A 25,268-nucleotide genomic window follows, 5' to 3' on the forward strand; every position below is an offset into this window, starting at 1 on the left:
TTGCAAACAAAAAGTTAATAAAAAGTCAAATTTAAGCTTTTTAAAACTTATTAACTCTTATAATCCTCCATAAAGTTTCTCGACTTTTAACCAAATTTTAAAGGAGGGTTTTATGAATCCTGAACAGGCATTACGCAGTGGCAAGATGCTAAGCTACGATTATACAGTGGCAAAATTGTTTTTGTATTCTACTCTTGCATTTGGTATCATCGGTATGCTTATAGGCACGCTTATAGCATTTCAGCTAGCATATCCAGATCTTAACTACTTGCTTGGAGAGTATGGTACATTTGGCAGACTTAGACCATTACACACAAATGGTGTCATTTATGGTTTTATGCTATCTGGAATTTGGGCTACATGGTATTATGTAGGACAGAGAGTTTTAAAAGCATCGATGAGCGAATCAAAATTTTTGATGTGCGTGGGTAAATTGCACTTTGTGATTTATATCCTAATCATCTTACTCGCTGTGGTTTCGCTTTTGGCTGGTGTAACAACATCAAAAGAGTATTCTGAGTTAGAGTGGCCTATCGATATTTTGGTTGTTGTCGTGTGGGTTTTGTGGGGAATTAGCATTTTTGGTCTAATCGGTATCAGACGCGAAAAAACGCTTTATATCTCTGTTTGGTATTATATCGCTACCTTCCTTGGCGTTGCTATGCTATATTTGTTTAACAACATGGAAATCCCAACTAGATTGCTTACTGGCATGGGTAGCTGGATACACTCTGTATCAATGTATGCTGGCACAAACGACGCTATGGTTCAATGGTGGTTCGGTCACAACGCCGTTGCGTTTGTATTTACCGTAGCGATTATCGCCGAAATTTATTATTTCTTGCCAAAAGAGAGCGGTCAGCCGATTTTCTCATACAAACTATCTTTGTTCTCATTTTGGGGATTGATGTTTATCTACCTATGGGCTGGCGGTCACCACCTTATCCATGGACCAGTTCCTGATTGGGTTCAGACAATGGGTTCGGTTTTCTCTGTCGTTTTGATTTTGCCATCTTGGGGAACAGGTATTAATATGCTCCTTACAATGAGAGGCGAGTGGAATCAGCTAAGAGAGAGTCCGCTAATCAAATTTATGATTTTGGCTTCTACTTTCTATCTATTCTCTACTTTGGAAGGTCCAATCCTTTCTGTCAAATCAGTAAATGCCCTAGCGCACTTTACAGATTGGATCCCAGGACATGTTCATGACGGCACACTTGGCTGGGTTGGATTTATGACAATCGCTGCTATGTATCACATGGTGCCTAGAATGTTTAAAAGAGAGCTTTATTCAAAATCTTTAATGACAGCTCAATTTTGGATCCAAACAACAGGCGTTGTGCTATTTTTCAGCTCAATGTGGATTGCTGGTATCACACAAGGTATGATGTGGAGAGCAACTGATGATTATGGCAACTTGCTATACTCATTTATAGATACAGTTAGCGCGCTAGTTCCTTATTATTGGATTAGAGCGATTGGTGGTTTATTATACTTCATAGGTTTGTGTATGTTTGTATATAATATCTTGATGTCTATTCGCGCAGGCAGAAGCTTAGACCAAGAGCCTAGAAGCGCTTCACCTATGGCTGCGTAAGGAGAGAAAGATGTTTAGTTGGTTAGAAAAAAATCCGTTCTTTTTTGCGGTTGGTGTTTTTGTAGTCATCGCTTATGCTGGTATCGTTACGATTTTGCCAGATTTTGCTAATAGCGCTCGTCCAATTGAGGGCAAACAACCATATACTGTTTTGCAACTCGCTGGTCGCCATGTCTATATCCAAGAGAGCTGTAATGCCTGCCACTCACAACTTATCCGTCCGTTTAAATCAGAAACTGACAGATATGGTGATTATTCAAAAAGTGGTGAATTTGCTTATGATAGACCATTTTTATGGGGTTCGAAAAGAACTGGTCCAGATCTTGCTAGGGTCGGACGCAACAGAACCACAGGCTGGCATGAAACTCACATGAAAGATCCAAAAGTCCTAGTCGGCAAATCAATCATGCCTGCATACAAATCTATGTTTAAGAAAAACGCAGATATGCAAACAGCCTATGCTGAGGCTTTGACGATTAAAAAAGCCTTCAATGTCCCTTATGATACAGCTGGCGCACCAAAGCTCGAAGCTGATCCTAGCAAGGACGCTATGTCAAATTTCGAAAGCTATAAAGCTGAAATGATGGCAGAGGCTGAGGCAATCGTTAATGATATGCGCGACGAAGATGTCAAAGCGGCATTTAAAAACGGCGAAATACGCGAAATCGTTGCGTTAATAGCATATTTAAATAGCTTAAAATAGGGGGTTTGCGATGAGTGCTGATTTCATTAGAGAGTTACAAGCTTATGGCTTTATAGCTTTTGTCATATTGGCCTGCCTTGGAGTTTATGGATACTGGTTTCATTTAAAACACTCTGAAAAAACAGGGCGCAGAAACTACGAAAAGTATGCAAATTTGGCGCTTGATGATGAGCTTGGCAGTGAAATCATAGAGTCTCGCACACCTACGAAAGAAGAAAAAGGAAAATGATATGAAATGGCTAAATTTAAGCGATAATGTTAATGTTGCGGCGCTGATAGCGTCGTTTATACTTGTCGCAGTTACGGCTTTTATCGTTAAAAAATATGCTGGTCAAAGTAAAAGCTTAAACGAAACCACTGAGACAACTGGCGAAGATTTTGACGGAATTGCCGAGCTAAAAAATGGCTTGCCAAAAGGCTGGGCTATATGTTTTGTTTTGATGTTTGTCTATGCGTTAGTGTATTTTTTCATCGCTTATCCGCTAAATTCTTACTCACAAATCGGCGAGTATAACGATGAGGTAAAAGAACACAACGCTAAATTTGAAAAAACCTATGCAAACGCTGATAGCACTACGCTAAAAGCTATGGGCGAATCGGTGTATTTGGTGCAATGCTCACAATGCCACGGACTTGACGGCGATGGAATCGATGGCGAGTCTGCTGACCTTACTAAATGGGGCAAAGAAGCTGGTATAATTGACGCTATCAACAAAGGCTCAAAAGGCCTAAATTATCCACTTGGCGAAATGCCAGCAGGTATGGTTAGCCCTGAGGACGCAAAAGCAGTAGCGGCATTTATGGCAAAAGAAATTTCTAGCCTAAAAGCTACAAAAAATGAAAATTTGGTTGAAAAAGGTAGAGAGCTATGGCCTACTTGCGCTGCTTGCCATGGTGATGACGGCAAGGGTATGGACGGCTCAGCGCCAGATCTTAGCAAATACGGCTCGGCTGAATTTAGCGTCGATGTGCTAAATCGTGGCAAAAAAGGCTTCATCGGCACAATGCCAGCCTTTGATGACGGGCGTTTAAACGATGTGCAAAAACGCGCCGTTGGCGAGTATATCAACTCTATCAAATAAAGGGGCGATTATGGAAAATGTAAAAAGATCGGTTTTTGCGCTAAATGGCGTAACTGGAATGCTAATCGCAACTGCGCTTTTGCTGGCGATTCTTGCATGCCTTACCTGCCTTGGCATTAAGACACAGCAAGCCGTCATGGATAAGCCTTATGAGCTAAAAGATATTAGCTCTGTAAGCGAAAAAAGCTCAGTCGATACGCAAAAAAAAGTATTTGTGATAAAGGATAAGTGATGAGTGATGCATTGATTGAAAAATTGATTTTACTTGGTTGTATCGCTTTGGCTGTGGCAACTGCTGCCTCTGTTTTGACTAGAAATATCCTATTTATCGGTTAATGAGAGCAATTTTTGCGATTTTTTGCCTGTGCATTTTAGCGCAGGCAAAATTTGTTTTAAACACAGGCGAGATTATCACGCCTATGCTTGCAGAAAAAATCGAAATTCTAGGCGCTGAGACGCAGGATAAAACCGGCGTAGGCGTCTATGTCCTAGCCACGAAGAGCCTTGGTGGCGCAAGCTTAGAAAATTATGCCCTAAATTTCGCTTCGAATTTAAGCTCGCCTTATGCGCTTTTAGTCTTTGCCGAGGCTGAGCATAAGGTCGAAATTTACGGCTCGCCTGAGGCGTTAGCGCTTTTTGATAGAGAGCAAATTTTAAGTGTGGGAAGCCGTGGGCGCATAATCCCAATCATCGCTTCGCAAAAAAAAGATCTAAACCAAACCCAAAAAATCGGCGTTTATAACGCTGCGCTTTTAAACGGATATGCCGAGATTTGCGACCAAATCGCCGCTTCAAAGGGTGTGAGCTTGGAGAATTCTATCGGCAATACAAACAACAATTTCATAAATTTCTTGCGCTATATTTTTTACGCGACGCTGATTTTCGCGCTGGGCTCATATCTATACAAAAAAGGCAGAAAAAATGGCGCAAAATAAAAAAACTCTGTGGCCCTATGGTATCGCATTTAGCATAGTAGCAATCATCGCAGCGTGCGTAGCGACGATAATTTTCTCGCTAGATTATCCGGTGCATAGCGATAATTTTTACTTCGATAAATACCAAAAAGTCGATGAGAATTACAATGAGATCCAGCTAAAACAGCAAAATTTCGAAAAAAAATATGAGGTAAATTTTGAAATTTCAAATCCACAAAATACAGAAAAATTTAGCCTAAATTTGCCGATAAAAGCGAAAAATAATGCCAAATTTGATAAAATCTCGGCCGAAATTTTACTTACTAGACCAGATAGCACGGATTTTGATAAAAGGCTTAATACGCAGTTTTCAAACGGTGCGTTACGAAGCGAAAATTTTAGTATCGAAAAGCTTGGCAGGTGGCAGGTAATGGCAAAAATTTCAGATTCCATAGACACAGGATTTTACAAATTTGAATTCAACGCAACCAAAACAGCTTCGGGTATTTACGACTTACAGATCCTTGAAGGAGGCCGTAAATAGGGCAGAGGGCGGAATAGTTTTCGCTGAGAGTTTAAGCGAATTTTACAAAAAGGCGGTTTTTGTAAATGGCTTTGATGAGTGCGGGCAGATCGAGCGCACACTTTTTATGCAAGAGGCCGTCAAAAATACCAAAAATGCAAACGAAAAACTCCGTTTCCCAAGTGAATTTTTCGAATTTATGCAACACAAAGATTATTTGTTTAAATTTTTCAAAGAGCTTGCTAGCGAAGAGGTGAGCCTGCAAACTCTCGATTTTAGCGATACTTACGCGCAATACAGCGAACATTTCGAAATCTTAAAAGAGCTTTTGCAAAATTACCAAAATTTTTTGCAAAACGCTAAAAGCTACGATGAAATCACGCTTCCGCAAATTTATGAATTAAACGAAAATTATCTCAAAAGATTTGATAGCATTGAGATTGATATCGACGGAAATCCGAGTAAATTTGAGTTTGAAATTTTAAAGCGAGCTTCGCAGGTTACGCAAATTTATCTAAATTTTAAGGCAAGTAAATTTAATCAAAAAACGCTTCGTAGTATTAGCGAGCTTTGTGGGCTTAGTTTTGAGAGTGGATTTAGCTACAAGCTAAATTTAAGCGAGAATAAAATTTTAGAGCCTTACACCGCGCCAATCCCGCAAAATAGCGAAATTGTGCTAAAAGGATTTGAGCTTAGGGCTTTGCAGGCTTGCTATATTTTTGAGAAAATTTCAAAATTTATTAGTCTTGGAATTAATCCGGAAAAAATCGCAGTGATTTTGCCTGATGAGAAATTTGCTAAAACCCTTAAAGCTTTGGACGAAAAAATTAACAAAAACGCCCCAATGCTGAATTTCGCTATGGGCGAAAGTGTCAGAGATAGCCTATTTGGCGTGAGTTTGGCTAAAATTTCAGAGTGCATTAAAGAAGGCATAAGACCAAATTTCAACCCACAATATCTAAATTTAGGCAAAGATACGCCGCGGGATTTGCCAAATGAGTATGATTTGTTTTTTAAAGAGGCTGGGATTAGTGAAGAAATTTTTGATAAATTTAGAGAAAATTTCAACAAAAGCGTAGAATTTGAGGTTTTTGATGCTTGTATAAATGAGCTTTTGCGCGCAGTCAAAACCAAAAACGATGCCCTAGCAAACAAGCTAAAATCGCCAAAATTTTTAATCAAAATTCTAAACGAAAAATTTGGCGAAAACCTTACGCTATCAAATTTGATTGATCTTTTCCTTGGCGAGCTAAAAAATGTCAAACTCGATGATATTAATGGCGGAAAGGTCACTGTAATGGGGCTTTTGGAGAGTCGTGGTGCAAACTTTGAGGCTGTGATAATCCCTGATTTCAACGATGATTTTGTGCCAAAGCGAAGCGAGGGCGAGATGTTTTTAAACAGCACTCTTCGGGCCAAGGCTGGGCTAATTAGCCACAAAGACAGGGAGGATTTGCAGAGGTTTTATTACTCTTGTTTGATTTTTGGCGCGAAAAAAGTAGCGATTTGCTACCACGACACAGCGGAAAAATCGCCGTCTAGGTTTTTGAAAAATTTTAACACGCAAGAGGATATGGACGAGTTTAGCATGCAAGATTATTTGCGCATTTTTAATGGCAACCTCTATGAAAAGCCAGAATTTAGCGATTTTAAGCCAAATATGAAGCATGATTTTTTCGAAAAACCTGTTTCATACGCTCGTTTTGATACATTTAGCACATGCAAAAGACAGTATTATTACTCATATATTTTAAATATCAAAGAGGGGCTGAAATTTGGCGAGGATAACGCTTCTATGGGAAATATTTTGCATGAGGCGTTTGAGGAGTATTACGCTAAATACCCTAAATTTGACTACGCAAAATTTGAGGAAATTTACCTTAAAAAGGCTATGAAAAAAAATGCCGATTTTTACAGCATTTATTATGATTTATGCAGGGTTAAATTTTTGGCTAAAACCATAGTTGAACATGAACAAAAGTGGAATTTTGCGCAAAGTGAGGCGAATTTTGACGGCGTTAAATTTAACGAATTTGCCACAATTAACGGAAAAATCGATCGCATAGACACAAACGAAAGTGGCGATAGATTTATCATTGATTACAAAAGAGGCGATTACAACGCCAAATCAATGCAGCTAAAATTCTACAAAGCCCTTTTGGGTGATGATGAAATGGAGGCTGCGTATCTCTCGCTAAGGGATAAAAAATTCGCTTTCGATGAAAACGAAAAAGATAATGCCAGAAAAAGCGCATTTGAAATTTTATCTGAAAAATTTGAAGAAATCAGAGCGCTTTGTGAAAGCGAAATCAGCTTTGAGCGCGCGAGCAAGAGCGGTGCATGCAAATATTGCGCGTATAAAATAATCTGTAAAGGCGAAATCAATGATTAAGATGAAAACAAATGAAGGCAAGGACGCAAGATATCTAGCGCTTGAAGCTAGTGCGGGTAGCGGAAAGACATTTTCTTTGGCGGTTAGGTTCGTAGGGCTCGTGCTTTTGGGCGAGAATATAAATGAAATTTTAGCCTTGACCTTTACTAAAAAAGCGGCCGCTGAGATGAAGGTGCGTATAATCGATACATTTTCACTGCTTCACACTCCACAAAAAGAGGCTGAGCTTGACGCACTTTGCGGGCTTTTGAGTAAGGAAAAAGAGGAAATTTTGCGCCTTAGAGATGAGCATTTGGCGAAATTTATGGATTGCGCCTTAAATATTTCGACCTTTGATGCGTTTTTTGGCAAAATACTGCGCGCGTTCGCCCTAAATGCGGGGATTAATCCAAATTTTCAAAACGACGATAATATACTAAAAGCCCAAAATGACGCCTTTATCAAAGAAGCTTTCAAAAACGATGAATTATCGGGCAAAATGTATGAATATATAAACGATGCAAATTTAAACAAACAAGCGTTTTTTGAGGGCATTAGCGAGCTGTGGGAAAATGGAATAAGTGCAGATATTAGCCAAAGCAAAGCCCCGAATTTAGACGAAATCAATGAAATTTTAGCCCGTATGCACGGAATTTTAGTGCGCAATAAAGCGAGCGATAAACAACTAAATTTTATGTTGCAAACTAACAATATTAGCGAATTAAGTGGCAGGTCGTGGTTTGATAAACCAAGTTTAGATTACAGAACTTTTGCTAAGGCTTTTTCGCCTGATTTAGATGATGAATTTGCAAATTTAAAGCGCGCAATGCTTGAATATGCGATAAAATTTGAAAATTACCAAATTTCATCTTTGGCAAAATTTCTAAATTTCTACTCACAAAACAAAAAAGAACTTAGCAAAAAAAGCGCCAAGATGACATTTTCTGATGTTAGCGTGGGCGTGCATGAGCTGTTTTGCAAAACTGGTGAGATTGGAGAGCACAATGATTTGCTCTATTTTAGGCTCGATTCGAAAATCAAGCACCTTTTAATCGATGAGTTTCAAGACACCAGCGTTTTGCAGTATGAAATCATGCTTCCTTTGATTGATGAAATCGTCGCAGGGCTCGGTCAAAGTGGGCTAGGAAGCCTTTTTTATGTGGGCGATAAAAAGCAAAGTATTTATAAATTTCGCGGGGCAAAAAAGGAACTTTTCGATTCGCTCAAAGATAGGCATAATCAAATAGTTTTGGAAACTATGCCAAAAAATTATCGCAGTTTAAAGCTTTTGGTTCGATTTGTAAATGCGATTTTTGGGGATTTGGTGGCAAATGAAGAAACGGGCGAAAAATACGATTACAAACCGCAAGAAGCAAATAAATTTAATGAGAGCAAATTTAGCGCAGAGGTTTTGGATAAAATTTTAAAATTCCCAAAAGAAAATAAAAATTTATCGTTTTTCGCGCCAGATGACGACGATTTTGGCTATATTTGCGCTAAGACATACGAAGATGTTTGCGAGGGCGCTGTAAGCGAGGCTATACGCTTGATTAAAGAGCATGGCGTAAGCCCTAGTGACATAGCGATTTTGTGCTGGACGAATAAAGATGTAGCAAAGATACAAGAGCTTTTGTCGCTAAAAAATATTCCATCTTCGACTGGCGCTACAAAAAAACTAATCGCTACGCCCCAAGTTAAGGCGATTAGCGAGTATGCGAAGTATCTAATTAGCAAAGATGAAATTCACGCTTTAAATATAAAATCGCTTTTAAATTTAAGCGACAGGCCAGATCTTAGCCCAGTTCCGCTAAGTGATGAGCCTGTGAGCGTAGCTAAGACAATCGCTGAAAATTTAGAGCTAAATTTTGGCGATGAAAATTTGCTCATATTTTTTGAAATTTTGCAAAAGTATGATAGCTTCGCGCAGTATCTTTTCGCAGATGATAACAGCGACGCCTATGCCAAGGAGCTTAGTGGGGTCAAGATTATGACAGTGCATAAGTCAAAGGGGCTAGAATTTGCGCATGTGATTTTGTGCGATTTGCTTAGCAAAGGAGGCGGCGAGAGGGATAAATTTATGCTAGGTTACGACGGGCAGTGGCGCATAAAATACCGCATGACAAATAGAGAAATTTACGATGCAGAGTATGCAAAATTTAAAAAAGATAGCGAAAATTTGGAACGAGCCGAGGTTTTCAACAAGCTATATGTGGGCTTTACAAGAGCCGAAAAATCGCTGATAATCGTAAAAAAAGGCGGTGTTTTAAACGGAAACAACCCTAGCTATTTTACGCCTTATACTTCAAATAAAGTGGATAAGAAATTTTTAGTTATCGAGGATTTTGAGTATGGCTACATCATACCAAGTAGCGTTACGCCAGCGCTAGTGCAAAAACCAAAAAAGATAAATCTACAACCAGTCGCGAAACAAAATATCACAGAGTATGAAAGAGCCAGCGATAGGGCTGTCGTGGCGGAATTTAGCAAGGTTTATAAGGGCGAGGCGTTGCACTACACGCTTGAAATGCTCGATGATTTTGAGATTTCTAGCTTGGAGAGTGCGCTAAATTTGGCAAAAAATCGCTACGCGAAATATTTGGATTCGAGCGATTTTGATGAGATTAGGCAAAAGGTCGAAAGCTTATGCGCTAATGAGGAGTTTTTATCATACATATCAGGGTGCGAAATTTACAAAGAAATTTCGATAAAACGGGAAAATGGCGGAGTTTCTAGGGTGGATTTGATGTGCGTTAGAGATGATGAGGTTTTGCTTTTTGACTACAAAAGCTCTCCATATTTTTTAGAAAAAAACAAAAAACAGATTAAATCATACAAAAAAGATTTAATCCTATCAAGCAAAAATCCAAATTTGAGTGTTCGCACATTTATCGTGGTTTTAGAAAATTCTGTAAAAATCGAAGAGGTAAAAGAATAAATTTAACTCCCAAAACGGGAGTTAAATTTTAGTATAGCACTACATGGACATTTCGTGGTCCATGCACGCCAAGAACTGTGATAAGCTCGATATCTGCGGTGCGAGATGGTCCCATGATAAAGTTGATATTTGTAGGCAATTCATCTTTTGTAACCTCTGCTAAGGCTTTATCTAAGCTTTCTACAAGGGCATTTTTTCTAAGCAAAATAATGCAGTTTGTCGGAAGCAAGCTAAGAAGTCTTGGTTGTGCTTTTGAGCTAACTACGCAGCATACGCCAAAGTTTGAAACGCCAAGTTTTGCTTGAATAATCGAAGTATCCGCATCAAAAAGCGCTTCTCTTATCTCATTTACTGGTTTGTCAAACGGCAATTTTTCTGCTTGCAATTTGTCTGTTTTGATTGGCAAATCTGAACCAAACATAACTGTTTTTGCGCCGACTGTTTTGACAATCTCTTCTACTAGCGCTTGAAGTCCTTTTTCGTCTGTCTCATGAACAACGGCTTTATTGTTTGTCAAATTTGTCTTAAAGTTTTCATATTTATCGCCTTCGTTTTCGACAAATTTAGTTATATCTAGTGGTTCGATTTCTGTTCTTTTAGCTACTCTGTTTGACCTAATTTTAGCTAAAATTGTCTCTTTGCTACTCATAGATTACTCCTTCGATTTTTTGGATATCTGCGTGTAGATTTCCTTTTAAGACAGGTGCTGAGCGATGTCTTGTCCATAGTTTTACCACAGGGATTGAATCTGCCTTTTTAACTACGAAATTTGAGAATTTAGAAGCTATGGAAATTCCAGTTCTCCACATAAATCCATTTGTAGCAACTGTTCTAAATCCAGCAAATCCCATTGCTTCGATTTTGCTGTGTTCTAGCAAATCAGAGCCTTTTGCTTTTTTCTTACCTTCACCGACTTTATTGCTTCTTAGCTTTCTGATTGTCTCTGCTAACGGAATTTTAACAGGGCAAACTTCGCTACATCTACCACAAAGTGAGCAGAAATTAAGAATATCTGCATTTTTTTCCATACCAAAAATTTGTGGGCTGATTACTTCGCCGATTGGTCCTGGATATACAGCGTGGTATGTGTGACCGCCGATTTTATCATAAACAGGGCAGTAGTTCATACAAGCACCGCATCTAACGCATCTTAGAGCTTCGAAGTATTCTTCATTTGTTAGCATATCGGTTCTACCGTTATCTAGTAAGACAACATGGACTTCTTTTGGACCGTCTAACTCGCCCTCTTTTCTAGGGCCTGTGATGATGTTGTTATAGCAAGTAATAGGCGCACCTACGGCTGATGGAGTAACAGGCGAGTGAGCGCTTACTACATCTTCAAATGTCTCTAAAACTTTTTCTATACCACAGATTACGATATGCACATCAGGGGCTGTGGTACACATTCTACCGTTACCTTCGTTTTCTAGCAACCAAATGGCTCCTGCCTTGCTAATACCAAAATTTGCGCCTGAAATTCCGATTTTCATCGTTCTAAATTCGTTTCTTAGGTGGTTTCTAGCGATTGCATTTAGTTTTTCAGGTTCGCTCTCTAATGGCGCACCTAAGCGCTCTTGGAAAATTTTACCGACTTCATTGCGGTTTTTGTGAATCGCAGGGACGACGATATGAACAGGCGGATCTTGGATTAATTGGATAATCAACTCACCAAGGTCGGTTTCTTGGGCTTTGATGCCTCTTTCTTCTAAATAGTGGTTTAGGTGAATTTCTTCACTAGCCATTGTTTTTTGTTTTAGAACTTTATCTCCGTTGTGAGATTTTATAATTCGATAAATTATCTCGTTTGCTTCCTCGCCATTTACTGCCCAATGCACTTTCATGCCGTTTTTTGTAGCATTTGCTTCAAATTCGAGTAGTCTTTCATCAAGTGTCGCAAGAGAGTTATTTTTAACGGTTCTTGCTCTGCTTCTTAACTCATCAAAATTTTTAAATTTTGTAGTGCTAAGTCTATTTCTGTTACCTTGAAGAGTGTGCATTGCAGAGTCAAGGTTTGCTCTTAGTTGTTTGTCAGCAAGCTTTTGATTTACTAAATTTTCATGATTCATCATAGCGCTGCTCCTTCAATTCTTTTGATTATGAAATCATATAGATGAATACCTTTTACTCTTGAACCATTTTTTTTCATAGTTCCTGCGATATTCATCAAACAGCCGCCATCACCTGAAACGATATAATCAGCTCCGCTTTCTTCTATGAATTTAATCTTTTGTTGAACCATAGCGTTAGAAATTTCAGGCTCTTTTACAGCGAAAGTTCCGCCAAATCCGCAACACTCCTCTTCTCTTTCAAGCTCGATTAATTCTACATTTTTGAATTGAGCTAGCAAATTTTTAGCGTTTTGGATTGATTTTTGGACGCGCAAAGCGTGGCAGTTCGAGTGCCAAGTGATTTTTACTTTTTCGCCTTTGTCTTCGTATTTGACATGCAAAACCTTGTCTAAATACTCGCACAAATCATAAACCTTAGAACTAAATTCTTTGACTTTTCCTTCGTATTCTGTGCCTTTGAAAAGCTCGACATAATCGTGCTTCATCATACCGGCACACGAACCAGATGGAACGATAACAGGATAATTTTCGCTAAAAAGATTGATATTGTGTAGGGCTATTTTTTTAGTGTCTTCGAAATAACCTGTATTGTAGCTTGGCTGGCCACAGCAAGTTTGATCTTTTTTGAAAATAACCTCTACACCCTCTCTTCTTAAAAGCTTAACTGCATTTAAAGCGGTATCGGTAAAAACCGCGTTGCCAAGACAGGTTGCAAAAAAATAAACCTTATTCACCTTTATTCTCCTTTCTCGAATAAATTTAAATTTAGACTAGTTATTTTATCACGCTTTTGGAATATTTTGTATTAAATTTGGATTAAAATAACATTAAATTATAATTAAAATGAAATGTAATTTTTTTATTACAATATTTTTTAAGTTTAAAAAAAGAAAAATTTGAAAATTCTAAAATTTAAGTGCAAAAACAGGATAAAAAATAGTGAAATTCTATCCACAAAGATAGAATTTCACTTATAAAATTTATAGCAATATCACACCGATTATAACGGCTATTATTGCATAAAATACTGCTGGGGCTATATTGTAAGTAAGACATCTAGCCTCACCCTTACCTAGCAAGCCAACAGTCGCACACACAGCAACGATATTGTTGATACAAACCATGTTACCGATAGCACCACCAACATTTTGGAGTGCAACAATAACCTCGGTTTTTAAGCCAACAAGCGTAGCTGTTTCGTATTGAAGACCTGAGAAGAGCATATTTGATACTGTGTTTGAACCAGAGAAAAATGCTCCAAGAATACCAACTAGTGGCGCAACAGCAACATAAGCTTGCCCTGAAATATCGGCAAAGAACTTAGCCATAAGTTTAATCATAGAGTAGTTAGTTCCATCAACTGTTGTGCCGACATTTAACATGATTTGAACCAAAGCCAAACCAGCTGCTAGTGGAATTGCCGCTGCTGCAACTTGTTTGAAAGTTTTGCTCCAAGCCTCTTTTACATCATTGCCACTCATTCTGTGCAAGAATATAGTAAGGATAGCAACCAAAATAAATGGAATAATACCTGGTAAATAGCCGTAGTTGAAGCTATATGCAGTGCCAGGGACACCAAACATCAAGTTATCAGGAGCAGTAAATAGATTTATTTTCCAGCTTTGTAGAATTGGTTTTAATCCGATTGCAGGAATACGAGTAACAACTAGTATAAATGAAATAAGGATGTATGGTAACCAAGCCATAAACAATGGCATCTCTTTTTTGCTACTCTCTTCTTGTTTAGGTGCATTTTCAGAAGCCTGAGTTGAACCTATCCAAAATTCTTGCCATTGTGCGCGAGGAACGAAATCCCAGTTCTCTTTTGGAGTCATAAATCCAGCTTTTGCAGATGCGATAAGGATACCAAGAGATATAAGACCAGCAAGAAGTGATGGTAACTCAATACCCAAGAATTTTGCGCCTATCAAATAAGGAACGATGAAGCTAACTGAGGCAAGCATAGCAAACGGCAATGCAGGAAGAGCGTCTTTGAAGCTTCTGTTTTTACCGAATAGTTTTACCATTATCATAACAACGATAAAAGGAATAAAAATAGCGCCTACTGAGTGGATGATAGCAGTATTTGTGCTAACGGTAGTTATATACGGTTCTATATTTCCACCGCTTCCTTCTACAAGACTTTGAACGGTAGTTTTAACACCAAATGTTGGAGTTCCAACCGCACCGTAGCTAACAGGTGAGCTGTTTAGCACAAGACATGCAAGAGCTGCACTAAGAGCTGGGAAACCAAGACCAACAAGAAGTGGAGCAGCCAAAGCAGCAGGTGTTCCAAAACCAGCCGCACCCTCGATAAAAGCACCAAATGCCCAACCGATAATCAACACTTGAACACGGCGGTCGGTTGAAATTTTGGTAAAGCCGTTGTTGATTGATTGCATAGCGCCTGAGTATTTCATAGTGTTTAATATCAAAATAGCACCAAAAATGATGACTAAGATATCAAACGCCTTCATAAAGCCCAAAAGCACATACGCCAAAACGCTGGTGCCATCGGCATTTACACTAAACGCAGACAGAGCTATACCAATCGCTAAAAACATGGCAACACTAAGCGAGAGCTTAGAACTAAGTTTAAACCCTATCATCATAACCAAAATGACGATAATAGGTAAAAAGGCTAGCAAGGTATGCATCGTTAGATCTCCTTTGCAAGATAAATTTAGATTATCTTTTGATAATTCTTAAATCGAAAGTCTATACAAAAATAAATAAATAATAAATAAAAAAGAATACTTTAATTATTTTTTAAAAAAATTTTAAAGAAAATGTATTTAAGGTATCAAAATTTCCAAAATTTTGCCCCAAAAAACTTAAATTCTTTAAATTTTACTTAAATTCAGTTTTTTATAAGGTTATTTCTGTAAAATCCCATTTTTCAAAATTTTTAAGAAGGCGGAAATCATGACAGAAATTACAAAGCCTAGCGAAGTCAAACGCGACTGGGTTGTTATTGATGCAACTGACAAAAGATTCGGTAGAATGCTAACCGAAGTCGCAGTTTTATTGCGCGGCAAACACAAACCATGCTACACACCAAATGTTGATTGTGGCGATTATGTCATTATCGTAAATGCTTCAAAAGCAGTTTTTACAGGTGCAAACAAAGGCGAGGATAAGCTATATCATAGCTATTCAGGGTATTTTGGAAGTCTAAAAAGCGTTAAATTTGAGGATATGTTGAAAAACAATCCTGCTAAATTATACAAACTTGCAGTTCGCGGTATGCTTCCTAAAACAAAACTAGGTAAAGCAATGATTAAAAAGCTTTTCGTTTATGAGGGTAGCGAGCACCCACATACAGCGCAAACAACAAGTAAAGGAAAATAATTATGGCAACAATTTACGCAACAGGCAAAAGAAAAACAGCCGTAGCTAAGGTATGGTTAAAACCAGGTAGCGGTAAAATGGTTGTAAATGGTATGGACCTAAATACTTGGCTTGGCGGTCACGAAGCTATTAAATTAAAGGTTATTCAACCGCTTTTAGTTACAAAACAAGAGACATCTATGGATATCACTGCTCAAACACTAGGCGGTGGCTATTCAGCTCAGGCAGAGGCATTGCGCCACGGTATTTCACGCGCACTAGCAGCTATGGATAAGGATTTTAGAGCAGCTCTAAAACCAAAAGGTCTTTTAACTCGCGATTCTCGCTCAGTAGAAAGAAAGAAATTTGGTCGCAGAAAAGCGCGCAGAAGCCCACAATTCTCAAAAAGATAATAGGGTTTTGGCTGTTATTTTTCAAGGTTTTTTTAAACTTAATTGGAAAATTTTAAAAAATTTTAAAAAAAGATTTACTATAATTAAAAGTTTTAAATTCATTTCGAAAGGATGTTTAATGAAAAAAGTTTTACTTGCACTAAGCTTGTGTGCATCAAGTGCACTACTTGCAACAGATGCGGATTATCACTGGGAGATTACTCCTACAATCGGTGGCATGACTCACGAAGGTAACATGGATTTGGATTCAAATTTCATGGCAGGTCTTCGCCTAGCTAAAAACCTTCAAGATTCATTTATCGATCAAATCGAGTTAGGTTTTGACTATTCTCGCGATATCGGTTTAGAGGACCTTGCTCACAGAAATGGTGGCAAAGAGCCAAACGCTAAATACTACCACATCAATTTGGTAAAAGATTTAGTAAATTTCACTGACAACTTCAAACTATATGGCTTAACTGGTGTTGGTTATATGGATTATAGCAAAGATGTATATAATGACGGCGACCAAGACAGCGGTTTCTGGCAATATGGTCTAGGTATGAAATACTACATCACAAGAAACTTCGCTACAAAACTTGAAGCAAGAGACGCTATCAGATTCGAAGACGGCAACCATGTTCTATTCTATACACTTGGCTTCGCTGTTGATTTCGGTAAAAGATTTGCAGACGCTGCAACTGGCTGCGTAGATTCAGACAATGACGGCGTATGCGATGATATGGATAGATGCCCAGGCACAGCTGCTGGTGTAGTTGTAGATGAATACGGCTGCGAAAAAGTAATCAGACTAAACCTAGGCGTAAATTTCGCTACTGATAGCTCAAAAATTTCAGATGAATACATGAGCGAAATCAAAAATGTAAGCGACTACCTAAATGAGCACTCAGATTACAGCGTAATCCTAGAAGGCCACACAGATAGCACTGGTTCAGACGCTTACAACCAAAAACTATCTGAGAGAAGAGCAGCTGCTGTTGCTGGCGCATTGCAAAACTTCGGCGTTGATGCTGCTAGAATTTCTAGCGTAGGCTATGGCGAGTCTCAACCAATCGCTACAAACGCTACAAAAGAAGGCCGCGCTCAAAACAGACGCGTTGATGCTAAATTTAGAAAATAATCTTTCTAAAAATTTTAAGCGGGGCTTAGGCTCCGCTTTTTTTATTTACAAAAATGCAGAAATTTAACACTACAATTTTATTTGATTTAGACGGGACTTTGATAGATTCGACCTCTGCGATTTTGGAGGGTTTTGCTTATGCTTTTTCTAAAATGGGCGAGGCTTGCCCAGATGATGAAGCGATCAAAAAACTAATCGGCTATCCACTCGATGAAATTTTCGCTGGACTTGGCGTAGTGGGCGATACGAGCGAATATGTAAGGCTCTATAAAGAAAAATATGTCAAAATTTATCTAGATCAAACCACGCTTTTGCAGAGTGCTTACGAAGCTGTGGAATTTGGTGCTAAATTTGCAAATTTAGGCGTGGTTACCACGAAAACATCGAAATTCTCTAAACTCTTGCTAGACAAACTTGGCGTTGGCGAGTTTTTCAGCGTGATAATCGGCAGAGAAGATGTAGAGCGTGTCAAACCGCACGCCGAGCCTATTATAAACGCGATGAAGGGATTAGGCTTGCCTGTGGATAAGAGCGTTTTTATGGTGGGCGATACGAAGCTCGACGCACTAGCTGCGAGCAACGCCGGAGCGCGTAGCGTGGGTGTAATGTGTGGGTATGGCGATGAGGCACAGCTTAGAAAGCACTGCGAGTTTGTCTGCGAAAACGCTTACGCGGCAGTGAGTTTAATCAAACAAAATTTATAATTCCCCTTGGGCTATCGTCTAATGGCAGGACAACGAACTCTGGATTCGTGAATATAGGTTCGACCCCTATTAGCCCATCCAAATTTTACTTCCACTAAATTTTCCAAAATTTTTATGAAATTCCTTTCAAAGCCCCCATTTTAGCATACTTTAAGATTTTTTTAAGGGGGGGCGGGGGTATAATGACGAAATTTATCTGAGTTTGAAATTTGGATAAAATTTTTTTGAAAGGATTTTTATGAAATCAAATTTGGCTAAAATTTTCTTAGCAACTTCTTTGGCTTGCGCTTGCAGCTTCGCAGACGAGGGCGCATTTATCGGTATTGGTGGCGGATACAACTTCGCTGGCGATGTAGATGTTTCTGGCGTAGGCTCACTAGATAGCGTCAAACAAGGCGTAATCAGCGTCAAGGGTGGTTATGATTTCGGCGATTTTAGAGCTTATTCACAATACAACTACAATACAAAATATTCAGAGGAAGTCTATATGGAAGACACCCTTCTAGCCAAAGGCGAGCTTAGCGGACACGAGCTATTAGTAGGCGCGGACTATACACCAGCGCTTAGCTCAAACCTAAAACTAGCCGTTGGCCCATATATGGGTCTTTCGCTGCTAAAAGTCAGCCTAAGCGACGGCGAGTTTAGCGATAGCCAAACTCAAAAAGGCTTCATCATTGGCGGCCATGTGGGACTTATCATTGATAGCGAGATTGGTCAGTTCGAAGCAGGTATCAAGGCTGATAAATCATGGCACAACGGCACTAGCGATTGGCCAGATTTCGACAAATCTACATTTGGCGGATATGCTGGATACAACTATAAATTTAACTAAAACTTCTTGTAATCCTGAAATTTGGCGAATTTGCGTTCGCCAAATTTTGATAAATTTTATATTTTCGCAAACACTGCCTCGAATTTGTTTGATTTGTCATTGCGAGTGCGCACCGCGCGCGTGGCAATTCAAGAAATTTCTGCACCTTTAATTTGTCATTGCGAGCCAAAAAAAGCGTCAAGACGCTTTTTGCAAGGCGTGGCAATCTACGACTTTGAAATTCCTTGCGCTAAATTTTGTCATTGCGAGAAAACGAAGTTTTCGAAGCAATCCAGAAAAATTTAAATTCAAAATTCAACCTAAATTTTGCATTGAACGATTTTTTTAATTTAACCTGCGCCGTGCTTTTCTCGTAAGGGGGAAGGGGGCTTGAATTGCGAGGTCGCGCCCCTTCCCCCTTACAAACCCCCAACCCCCGACGACGCTTTACAAGGTGGCTAAATTTAAAGCTTTGCTTTAAATTTAGCTGATTTTATTTAATTGAAATGCTTCGCATTTCTTTGCAAAGATAGATTGAGTAAATTTTTGCCTTAAATTTCGCCAAATTTTATTTGATTTTTTCCTTGCCTTTGTATGTGGCGACGACCTTTGTGGTGCCATCTTTTTTGATTGCGATGACATCGTAAATCTCAGGCTCGGCGCCCACTTCCATACCAGGGCTTTCTAATGGCATGGCAGGAACTGCGATTCCTACAATATCGCTTGGTTTTTGATTTAGGATTATGCGGATTTCGCCTGCTGGGACATGGCCTTCGACGACATAGCCATCAATCAGCGCAGTGTGGCAGCTAGCAAGCTCCAATGGGACTTTTTCATCGTATTTTTTTTGGATAAAAGCTTCATCGTCCAAGTAGATATGTTTGGTCTCAAAGCCATTTTCGCGCAGATAAGCCGACCATTTGTGGCAGCACTCGCAGGTTAGGCCCTGATAAATTTCGATGAAATTACCAGCGTGCAAATTCGCGCAAAATGCGCCAAAAAGCGCTGTGGAGAGTAAAATTTTATTCATTATAAATCCTTTGATTACAAAAATTGTGGCGATTATATGAAAAAAGATTAAATTTTAAAAATTCCTTGCCAAATTTGGCAAGGAAGGTGGATTATAAGCATTTTGAGATTGCTGATGAGATCGCAGATTTAGGGACATAACCCTCAGAATCGCTAGTCAAAGAGACATCGCAACCTGGTTTGTAGTTTTTCCAAGTGTAGATATTGCCGTTGTTTGCGGTAGTGCGGATAGAATCTGGCTGTTTATTCCACGCTGAAATTACTTGGTTGATATGAAAAGCATCACTTTTATCGACTACGGCATCGACTGTGCCTGCATCTGGTAGGTTTTCTTCGACCATTTCTACGGTGTCGTTTGAGACCTCTTGGACTTTGTCTGTCACGCCACTTATGCTTGGCTCATTTGCTGGGGCAGTGGTTTGAGAAGCGCTTTGAGTGCGTGCGCCGGTTGGTTGGTTGGCTATATTCCAGTTAGAACAGCCTGTGAAAATAGCGGATAAAAGGATTATCGCAGCTAATTTTTTCATCTAAATTCTCCTAAAATAAATTCAGGCTGATAGTATCACATTTATGTTTAGTTTAAAATTAAAACTGCAAATATCTTAAATTTTATTATGCGTTTCAGTAGGAATTTATGAAATTTAAGATAAAATCCTAAGTTTATTACCAAATCGGGCTATTAAATTTTGCAATGCAAATGCCCTTTTGGCTACCAAATTTTTAAGGAGCTTTGATGTATGCAATCATCAAACACGGCGGCAAGCAATATAGAGTAGAGGAGGGAAACTACCTAAATCTAGATCATTTTGCAGCAGAGCCAAAAAGTAAAGTCGAACTTAGCGAAGTTTTAGCGCTAAATGACGGCGAGTTAAAGGTAGGTGCGCCATTTGTTAAGGGTGCAAAGGTGGTTTTAGAGGTCGTTACAGAGGGTAAAGACAAAAAAGTCGTAATCTACAAAAAACGCAGAAGAAAAGACTCAAAATTAAAACGCGGTTTCAGACGCCAATACACTCGCGTCAAAGTTGTCGCAATCAACGCATAAAGGATAGCTAATGGCACACAAAAAAGGTCAAGGTTCAACCCAAAATAACCGTGATAGTATCGGACGCCGCTTAGGTGTGAAAAAATTCGGTGGCGAGTTTGTTAGAGCTGGCAATATCATCATCCGCCAAAGAGGCACTGCAACTCACCCAGGTAGCAATGTAGGTCTTGGCAACGATCACACAATCTTCGCTCTAATCGACGGCGTAGTAAAATTCGAGCGCAAAGACAAAAATCGCAAACAAGTATCAGTTTATCCTGTTGCGTAATTTTAGGGGCTTTTCGCCCCTTTTCTTCTTAAAATTTCCACTTTAAAAAGTATTTTTAACCGATTTGGCTATAATTGCCGTTTTTAAATTTAAGGATTGTTATGTTTATAGATAGTGCAAAATTTAGTGTAACTTCCGGCAAGGGCGGAGCAGGGTGCGTAAGTTTCAGACGCGAAAAATTTGTCATTTTAGGCGGACCTGACGGCGGAGACGGCGGAGCAGGTGGCGATGTATTTTTTAAAGTAGATAAAAACTCTCACACTCTTTCATTTTATAAAGGCAAACGCGCTTTCAAAGCCCAAAATGGCGCGCCTGGCGAGGGTCGCAAGAAAACCGGCAAAAGTGGTGAAGATCTATATCTCATAGTGCCGCCTGGAACGGCGGTGTATGACGATGATAGTGGCGAGCTTTTGCTTGATTTGACGATTGACGGGCAAACGGAGCTGTTTTTAAAGGGCGGCAAAGGGGGCCTTGGAAATGTGCATTTCAAAAACTCCGTAAATCAGCGCCCAGAATACGCCCAACCAGGGCTTCCTGGCGAGGCTAAAAATGTGCGATTAGAGCTAAAACTCATCGCAGATGTCGGACTTGTAGGCTTCCCAAATGTCGGCAAATCCACGCTAATCTCTGTCGTTTCAAACGCCAAACCCGAAATCGCAAACTACGAATTCACCACAATCACGCCAAAGCTTGGCATGGTTAGCGTAGATGAGTTTAGCAATTTCGTCATCGCTGATATCCCTGGTATCATCGAGGGGGCGAGCGACGGCAAGGGGCTTGGGCTAAAATTTTTGCGCCATATTGAGAGAACTAAAATTTTGCTTTTTATGCTTGATCTTGCAAATTATCGAAGCCTAGGCGAGCAATACCGCGCACTTCGCGCCGAGCTTGAAAAATTCTCGCCAGATCTCGCAAAGCGCGCCTTTGCGATTGCGCTTACGAAATTTGACGCATGCGAAAATTTTGAGGAAAAATGCGATGAATTTTTGCGCGAATTTGGTTTTGAAAAAAGACAAGATTACGAAATGTTTGGCAAGCTCGACGAGAGCAAACCAGCCTTTGTTATGGGGATTTCGAGCGTTGCGGGCGCAGGTATAAACGAACTAAAATTTGAGCTATTTAAACTTGTGAAAAAAGAGGAAAAATGAAAATAGTTTTTATGGGCACGCCAGAGTATGCGACGACGATTTTAAGGGCATTGGCGGCTAAATTTGAGATTGTGGGGATATTTTGTCAGCCAGATCGCCCTGTGGGTAGAAAACAAATTTTAACCCCGCCAAGCGCGAAAATCTGGGCGCAGGAAAATTTGAAAAGCGTGCCGATTTTTCAGCCAAATAGATTGCGTGAGGGTGATAATGAGCGCATTATCAGGGAGCTTGCGCCCGATTTTATCGTCGTGGCAGCGTATGGTCAAATTTTGCCAAAAGGGATTTTAGAGATTGCGCCGTGTATAAATTTGCACGCTTCTATTTTGCCAAAATTCCGTGGCGCTAGCCCTATCCAAAGCGCGATTTTAGCGGGTGAAGCGCAAACTGGCGTAACGGCAATGCTCATGGACGAGGGGTTAGATACTGGCGATATGCTGGGTTTTGCCCGCACTTCGTGCGAGGGCAAAATGGCTAGCGAGCTTTTTAGTGAGCTTGGAGAGCTAGCGGCGGGGCTGATTGTCAAAGTTTTACAAAATTTTGCCCAAATTTCGCCGATTAAACAAAATTCCGCCCTTGCTTCGCATTGCAAAAAAATCCTTAAATCTGACGGCCTTGTGGATTTTAATGAGAGTGCAAGCGAGATTTATAATAAATTTCGCGCCCTAACTCCGTGGCCTGGAATTTACACTGCCTCGGGGCTTAAAATTTTAAATTTAGAGTTAGCACAGGATTTCAAAGACAAAGAATTTGATAAATTTGGCCAAATTTTAAGTATCCAAAAAGACGGATTTTGCCTTTCTTGCAAAAGAGGCGCGATTAAAATCACAGCCTTGCAAGAACCAAGCAAAAAGCCCATAAGTGCGAGTGATTTTATAAATGGCAAACGCCTGGGCGTGGGCGAGTTTTTATGCAGATAGAATTTGCTGGGATTTTGCCCTCGACGCAAAGCGAATTAATCGAAAGATTGAAAAACGGAAGCATTCGCGCGCCATTTTGTTTAGTGGCGCAGGCGCAAAGTAGCGGTCTGGGCTCGCGCGGAAATAGCTGGGAGAGCCAGAGTGGAAATTTGGCGTTTTCGTTTTGCGTGGAGATTAGCGATTTGCCAAGCGATGTGCCACTTCAATCGTGCAGCATTTATTTTGCGATGATTATGCAAGAATTTCTTTCTTCTCTTGGTTCTGAAATTTGGCTTAAATGGCCAAACGATTTTTACATAAATGATCGCAAAATTGGCGGAATTTTGACAAATAAAATAAAAAATATCCTAGTTTGTGGCATAGGTATAAACCTAGTTAGCGCGCCCGAATTTGCGGGTATATTAGACATAAAAATCACTCCAAAAGACGCTGTGGAGGGGTTTTTAAATTTATACAAAAATAAAATCTCGTGGAAGCAAATTTTTAGTAAATTTTCGTTACAATTTCGCCTGTCTCAAAATTTTTGCGCTCATATCGAGGGCGAAAAGGTCCCACTCTCGCAAGCGAGGCTTTGCGACGACGGGGCGATAATAATAAATAAAAAGAGGATTTATAGTTTAAGATGAGCGAGATAATAACGATTGCAAACCAAAAAGGCGGTGTAGGTAAGACAACCACAGCGATAAATTTAAGCGCGTCGCTTGCGATGAAAAAAAAGCGAGTGCTTCTAATCGATGTCGATCCTCAGGCAAACGCCACGACTGGGCTTGGCTTTAACAGAAGCGATTTTGAGTTTAATATCTACCATGTCCTAACTGGTCGCAAAAAACTCTCCGAAGTCATACAAAAAACACAAATGGAGTATATGGATCTAGCCCCTTCAAATATCGGTTTGGTAGGTATCGAGCGCGAAAGTGCTGACGAGGCTGATTTCAAACTAATCCTAAAAAACAAAATCGAAGAGATAAAAGATATATATGATTATATCATTATTGATTCACCGCCTACGCTTGGCAGTATCACGGTAAATGCCCTAGCAGCTAGCAATAGCGTGATAATCCCGATTCAGTGCGAATTTTACGCATTAGAGGGTGTCGCACTCGTGCTAAATACCATAAAAATCGTCAAACAAACCATAAATAAAAATTTGCAAATCAGGGGCTTTTTGCCGACAATGTATTCTGCGCAAAACAACCTTGCCAAGGAAACCGTGGCGAATTTGCAAGAGTATTTTGGCGAAAAGCTATTTTACATCGGCAAGGACAAAAATCTTGTCGTAATCCCACGCAATGTAAAACTCGCCGAAAGCCCAAGCTTTGGCAAACCGGTAATTTTATATGATAAAAAATCGGCTGGTTCGCTAGCGTATCAGGATTTAGCAAAAGCAGTAATGGAGAAAAGATGAGCAAGGTCAAAAAAAGTGTGCTAGGACGGGGTTTAGGCAGTATTTTAGAAGATGTCGAAAAGGCATATACAAAAGAGCTAGAAGATGGACAATCTGAAAATTTAGTCATCGAAATCGATGTGGATAAAATTTCGCCAAATCCATATCAACCAAGGCTAAATTTCAACGAAGAAGCACTTCGCGAACTAAGCGAGAGTATCCTTAGACACGGCCTTATCCAGCCAATCGTAGTCATCGAAAAAAATGGCGCCTATGTCCTAATCGCCGGCGAGAGAAGACTAAGAGCAACCAAGCTAGCAGGTCTAGCTAAAATCAAAGCCGTCGTAGCGGACCTTGGTTCGCAAAACATGCGCGAACTAGCCCTAATCGAAAATATCCAAAGGGAGAATTTAAACCCAATCGAGCTAGCCAAATCATACCGCGAACTAATCGAAGAGTATAAAATCACACAAGAAGAGTTAGCCGATATCATCAAAAAATCCCGCACGCAAATCACAAACACTATGCGTTTGCTAAATTTATCAGCCCCGCTCCAAGATGCTTTGCGCACGGAAAAAATCAGTCAAGGCCATGCCAAGGTCATCGTAGGTCTTAGCGAAGATGAGCAAATTTTGGTTTTAAATACAATCACTGGGCAAAAACTCAGCGTCAGAGAGACCGAGGATTTGATCAAAAAGCTAAAAAGCAAAGAAAATGTCAAAACTGCAAACAACCATAAAGAATTTCAAACCTTTAAGCCAGAACTTATGAAGCTGAAAGAAAAATTAAACAAATTTGGAAAAATCAGCGTGAAAGATAAGAAAATTCTTATAGAATTTAGCGAAATTTCACAAATTTCAGACTTTATGAAACAAATAGGTTAAAATTATATTAAATTTTAATCTTAA

General features: G+C 39.6%; 27 protein-coding genes and 1 tRNA gene. 22 read left to right on the forward strand and 6 right to left on the reverse strand.

Going from position 1 to position 25,268, the window contains the following annotated elements:
* The first annotated feature begins 145 nt into the window (after positions 1–145).
* The 9 genes from ccoN (at position 146) to PF027_RS00975 (ending at position 10,125) form a co-directional block, all read left to right on the forward strand.
* Entirely contained in the window at positions 146–1,597 is a 1,452-nt protein-coding gene (gene ccoN / locus PF027_RS00935; RefSeq protein ID WP_442867883.1) for a cytochrome-c oxidase, cbb3-type subunit I, read from the forward strand.
* 10 nt (positions 1,598–1,607) lie between these two features.
* Complete coding sequence (gene ccoO, locus PF027_RS00940; RefSeq protein WP_270858402.1) at positions 1,608–2,300, forward strand: cytochrome-c oxidase, cbb3-type subunit II; 693 nt, start codon at positions 1,608–1,610, stop codon at positions 2,298–2,300.
* A 10-nt stretch (positions 2,301–2,310) separates the two neighbouring features.
* Positions 2,311–2,529: a cytochrome c oxidase, cbb3-type, CcoQ subunit gene (locus PF027_RS00945; protein WP_270858401.1), complete on the forward strand. Its 219-nt coding sequence runs from the start codon at positions 2,311–2,313 to the stop codon at positions 2,527–2,529.
* A gap of 1 nt (position 2,530) precedes the next feature.
* Positions 2,531–3,382, forward strand: coding sequence for a c-type cytochrome (locus tag PF027_RS00950; protein WP_270872132.1), 852 nt, complete (start codon positions 2,531–2,533; stop codon positions 3,380–3,382).
* A gap of 10 nt (positions 3,383–3,392) precedes the next feature.
* Positions 3,393–3,614, forward strand: a complete 222-nt coding sequence (locus PF027_RS00955) for a DUF4006 family protein (protein WP_270858399.1) — start codon at positions 3,393–3,395, stop codon at positions 3,612–3,614.
* Positions 3,615–3,717: 103 nt separating this feature from the next.
* The gene (locus PF027_RS00960) at positions 3,718–4,317 is read left to right on the forward strand and encodes a TPM domain-containing protein (RefSeq protein ID WP_270872133.1); all 600 of its coding nucleotides are present in this window, start codon (positions 3,718–3,720) and stop codon (positions 4,315–4,317) included.
* Entirely contained in the window at positions 4,304–4,840 is a 537-nt protein-coding gene (locus PF027_RS00965) for a 4-hydroxy-3-methylbut-2-en-1-yl diphosphate synthase (RefSeq protein WP_270872134.1), read from the forward strand. The genes PF027_RS00960 and PF027_RS00965 overlap by 14 nt, the downstream gene beginning before the upstream one ends.
* The gene (locus PF027_RS00970) at positions 4,821–7,211 is read left to right on the forward strand and encodes a PD-(D/E)XK nuclease family protein (protein WP_270876815.1); all 2,391 of its coding nucleotides are present in this window, start codon (positions 4,821–4,823) and stop codon (positions 7,209–7,211) included. Before PF027_RS00965 ends, PF027_RS00970 begins: the two co-directional genes overlap by 20 nt.
* Complete coding sequence (locus PF027_RS00975) at positions 7,204–10,125, forward strand: RecB-like helicase (protein WP_270872136.1); 2,922 nt, start codon at positions 7,204–7,206, stop codon at positions 10,123–10,125. The genes PF027_RS00970 and PF027_RS00975 overlap by 8 nt, the downstream gene beginning before the upstream one ends.
* 28 nt (positions 10,126–10,153) lie before the next feature.
* On the opposite strand, the gene PF027_RS00980 is transcribed toward PF027_RS00975, so the two are convergent.
* The 4 genes from PF027_RS00980 to PF027_RS00995 form a co-directional block, all read right to left on the reverse strand.
* Positions 10,154–10,774, reverse strand: coding sequence for a LutC/YkgG family protein (locus tag PF027_RS00980; protein ID WP_270858394.1), 621 nt, complete (start codon positions 10,772–10,774; stop codon positions 10,154–10,156).
* Positions 10,767–12,194 (reverse strand): LutB/LldF family L-lactate oxidation iron-sulfur protein, encoded by a 1,428-nt coding sequence (locus tag PF027_RS00985; RefSeq protein ID WP_270864835.1) that lies wholly within the window; start codon positions 12,192–12,194, stop codon positions 10,767–10,769. The genes PF027_RS00980 and PF027_RS00985 overlap by 8 nt, the downstream gene beginning before the upstream one ends.
* The gene (locus PF027_RS00990) at positions 12,191–12,928 is read right to left on the reverse strand and encodes a (Fe-S)-binding protein (RefSeq protein WP_270877293.1); all 738 of its coding nucleotides are present in this window, start codon (positions 12,926–12,928) and stop codon (positions 12,191–12,193) included. The genes PF027_RS00985 and PF027_RS00990 overlap by 4 nt, the downstream gene beginning before the upstream one ends.
* 246 nt (positions 12,929–13,174) lie before the next feature.
* Complete coding sequence (locus tag PF027_RS00995; protein WP_333720478.1) at positions 13,175–14,851, reverse strand: L-lactate permease; 1,677 nt, start codon at positions 14,849–14,851, stop codon at positions 13,175–13,177.
* Between the two features lie 268 nt (positions 14,852–15,119).
* Between PF027_RS00995 and rplM the strand changes: the two genes are divergently transcribed.
* From rplM to PF027_RS01025, 6 genes are all read left to right on the forward strand, one after another.
* Positions 15,120–15,545 (forward strand): 50S ribosomal protein L13, encoded by a 426-nt coding sequence (gene rplM / locus PF027_RS01000; protein ID WP_270858390.1) that lies wholly within the window; start codon positions 15,120–15,122, stop codon positions 15,543–15,545.
* A gap of 2 nt (positions 15,546–15,547) precedes the next feature.
* Entirely contained in the window at positions 15,548–15,937 is a 390-nt protein-coding gene (gene rpsI, locus PF027_RS01005; protein ID WP_270858389.1) for a 30S ribosomal protein S9, read from the forward strand.
* A gap of 118 nt (positions 15,938–16,055) precedes the next feature.
* The gene (locus PF027_RS01010) at positions 16,056–17,057 is read left to right on the forward strand and encodes an OmpA family protein (protein ID WP_270858388.1); all 1,002 of its coding nucleotides are present in this window, start codon (positions 16,056–16,058) and stop codon (positions 17,055–17,057) included.
* A 98-nt stretch (positions 17,058–17,155) separates the two neighbouring features.
* Positions 17,156–17,761: an HAD family hydrolase gene (locus tag PF027_RS01015; RefSeq protein WP_333720479.1), complete on the forward strand. Its 606-nt coding sequence runs from the start codon at positions 17,156–17,158 to the stop codon at positions 17,759–17,761.
* A gap of 7 nt (positions 17,762–17,768) precedes the next feature.
* Positions 17,769–17,842: transfer RNA gene (locus PF027_RS01020), tRNA-Gln, on the forward strand.
* A gap of 157 nt (positions 17,843–17,999) precedes the next feature.
* Complete coding sequence (locus PF027_RS01025) at positions 18,000–18,593, forward strand: hypothetical protein (protein WP_270872138.1); 594 nt, start codon at positions 18,000–18,002, stop codon at positions 18,591–18,593.
* Positions 18,594–19,140: 547 nt separating this feature from the next.
* Here PF027_RS01025 and PF027_RS01030 read toward each other — a convergent pair.
* Both PF027_RS01030 and PF027_RS01035 read right to left on the reverse strand, forming a co-directional pair.
* On the reverse strand, positions 19,141–19,602 hold the full coding sequence (locus PF027_RS01030; protein ID WP_270858385.1) for a DUF411 domain-containing protein: 462 nt from the start codon (positions 19,600–19,602) through the stop codon (positions 19,141–19,143).
* Positions 19,603–19,693: 91 nt separating this feature from the next.
* Complete coding sequence (locus PF027_RS01035) at positions 19,694–20,128, reverse strand: hypothetical protein (protein WP_270872139.1); 435 nt, start codon at positions 20,126–20,128, stop codon at positions 19,694–19,696.
* 206 nt (positions 20,129–20,334) lie between these two features.
* Here PF027_RS01035 and rplU point away from each other — a divergent pair, with 206 nt between their 5' ends.
* The 7 genes from rplU to PF027_RS01070 all read left to right on the forward strand — a co-directional run bounded on the left by rplU (position 20,335) and on the right by PF027_RS01070 (position 25,244).
* Complete coding sequence (rplU, locus tag PF027_RS01040) at positions 20,335–20,643, forward strand: 50S ribosomal protein L21 (RefSeq protein ID WP_270858383.1); 309 nt, start codon at positions 20,335–20,337, stop codon at positions 20,641–20,643.
* A 10-nt stretch (positions 20,644–20,653) separates the two neighbouring features.
* Positions 20,654–20,911 carry a 50S ribosomal protein L27 gene (gene rpmA, locus PF027_RS01045; protein WP_270858382.1) on the forward strand — a complete coding sequence of 86 codons (258 nt, stop codon included), beginning with the start codon at positions 20,654–20,656 and terminating at the stop codon, positions 20,909–20,911.
* Positions 20,912–21,012: 101 nt separating this feature from the next.
* Positions 21,013–22,059 carry a GTPase ObgE gene (gene obgE / locus PF027_RS01050; protein ID WP_270872140.1) on the forward strand — a complete coding sequence of 349 codons (1,047 nt, stop codon included), beginning with the start codon at positions 21,013–21,015 and terminating at the stop codon, positions 22,057–22,059.
* Positions 22,056–22,976 (forward strand): methionyl-tRNA formyltransferase, encoded by a 921-nt coding sequence (gene fmt, locus PF027_RS01055; protein ID WP_270872141.1) that lies wholly within the window; start codon positions 22,056–22,058, stop codon positions 22,974–22,976. The genes obgE and fmt overlap by 4 nt, the downstream gene beginning before the upstream one ends.
* On the forward strand, positions 22,967–23,602 hold the full coding sequence (locus tag PF027_RS01060; protein WP_270872142.1) for a biotin--[acetyl-CoA-carboxylase] ligase: 636 nt from the start codon (positions 22,967–22,969) through the stop codon (positions 23,600–23,602). Before fmt ends, PF027_RS01060 begins: the two co-directional genes overlap by 10 nt.
* Positions 23,599–24,381 carry a ParA family protein gene (locus PF027_RS01065; RefSeq protein WP_270858378.1) on the forward strand — a complete coding sequence of 261 codons (783 nt, stop codon included), beginning with the start codon at positions 23,599–23,601 and terminating at the stop codon, positions 24,379–24,381. Before PF027_RS01060 ends, PF027_RS01065 begins: the two co-directional genes overlap by 4 nt.
* Complete coding sequence (locus PF027_RS01070; protein WP_270858377.1) at positions 24,378–25,244, forward strand: ParB/RepB/Spo0J family partition protein; 867 nt, start codon at positions 24,378–24,380, stop codon at positions 25,242–25,244. Before PF027_RS01065 ends, PF027_RS01070 begins: the two co-directional genes overlap by 4 nt.
* The last annotated feature ends 24 nt before the right edge of the window (positions 25,245–25,268 follow it).

The sequence above is a fragment of the Campylobacter sp. VBCF_01 NA2 genome (assembly GCF_027797205.1).
In the GTDB taxonomy this organism is placed as follows: Bacteria; Campylobacterota; Campylobacteria; order Campylobacterales; family Campylobacteraceae; genus Campylobacter_B.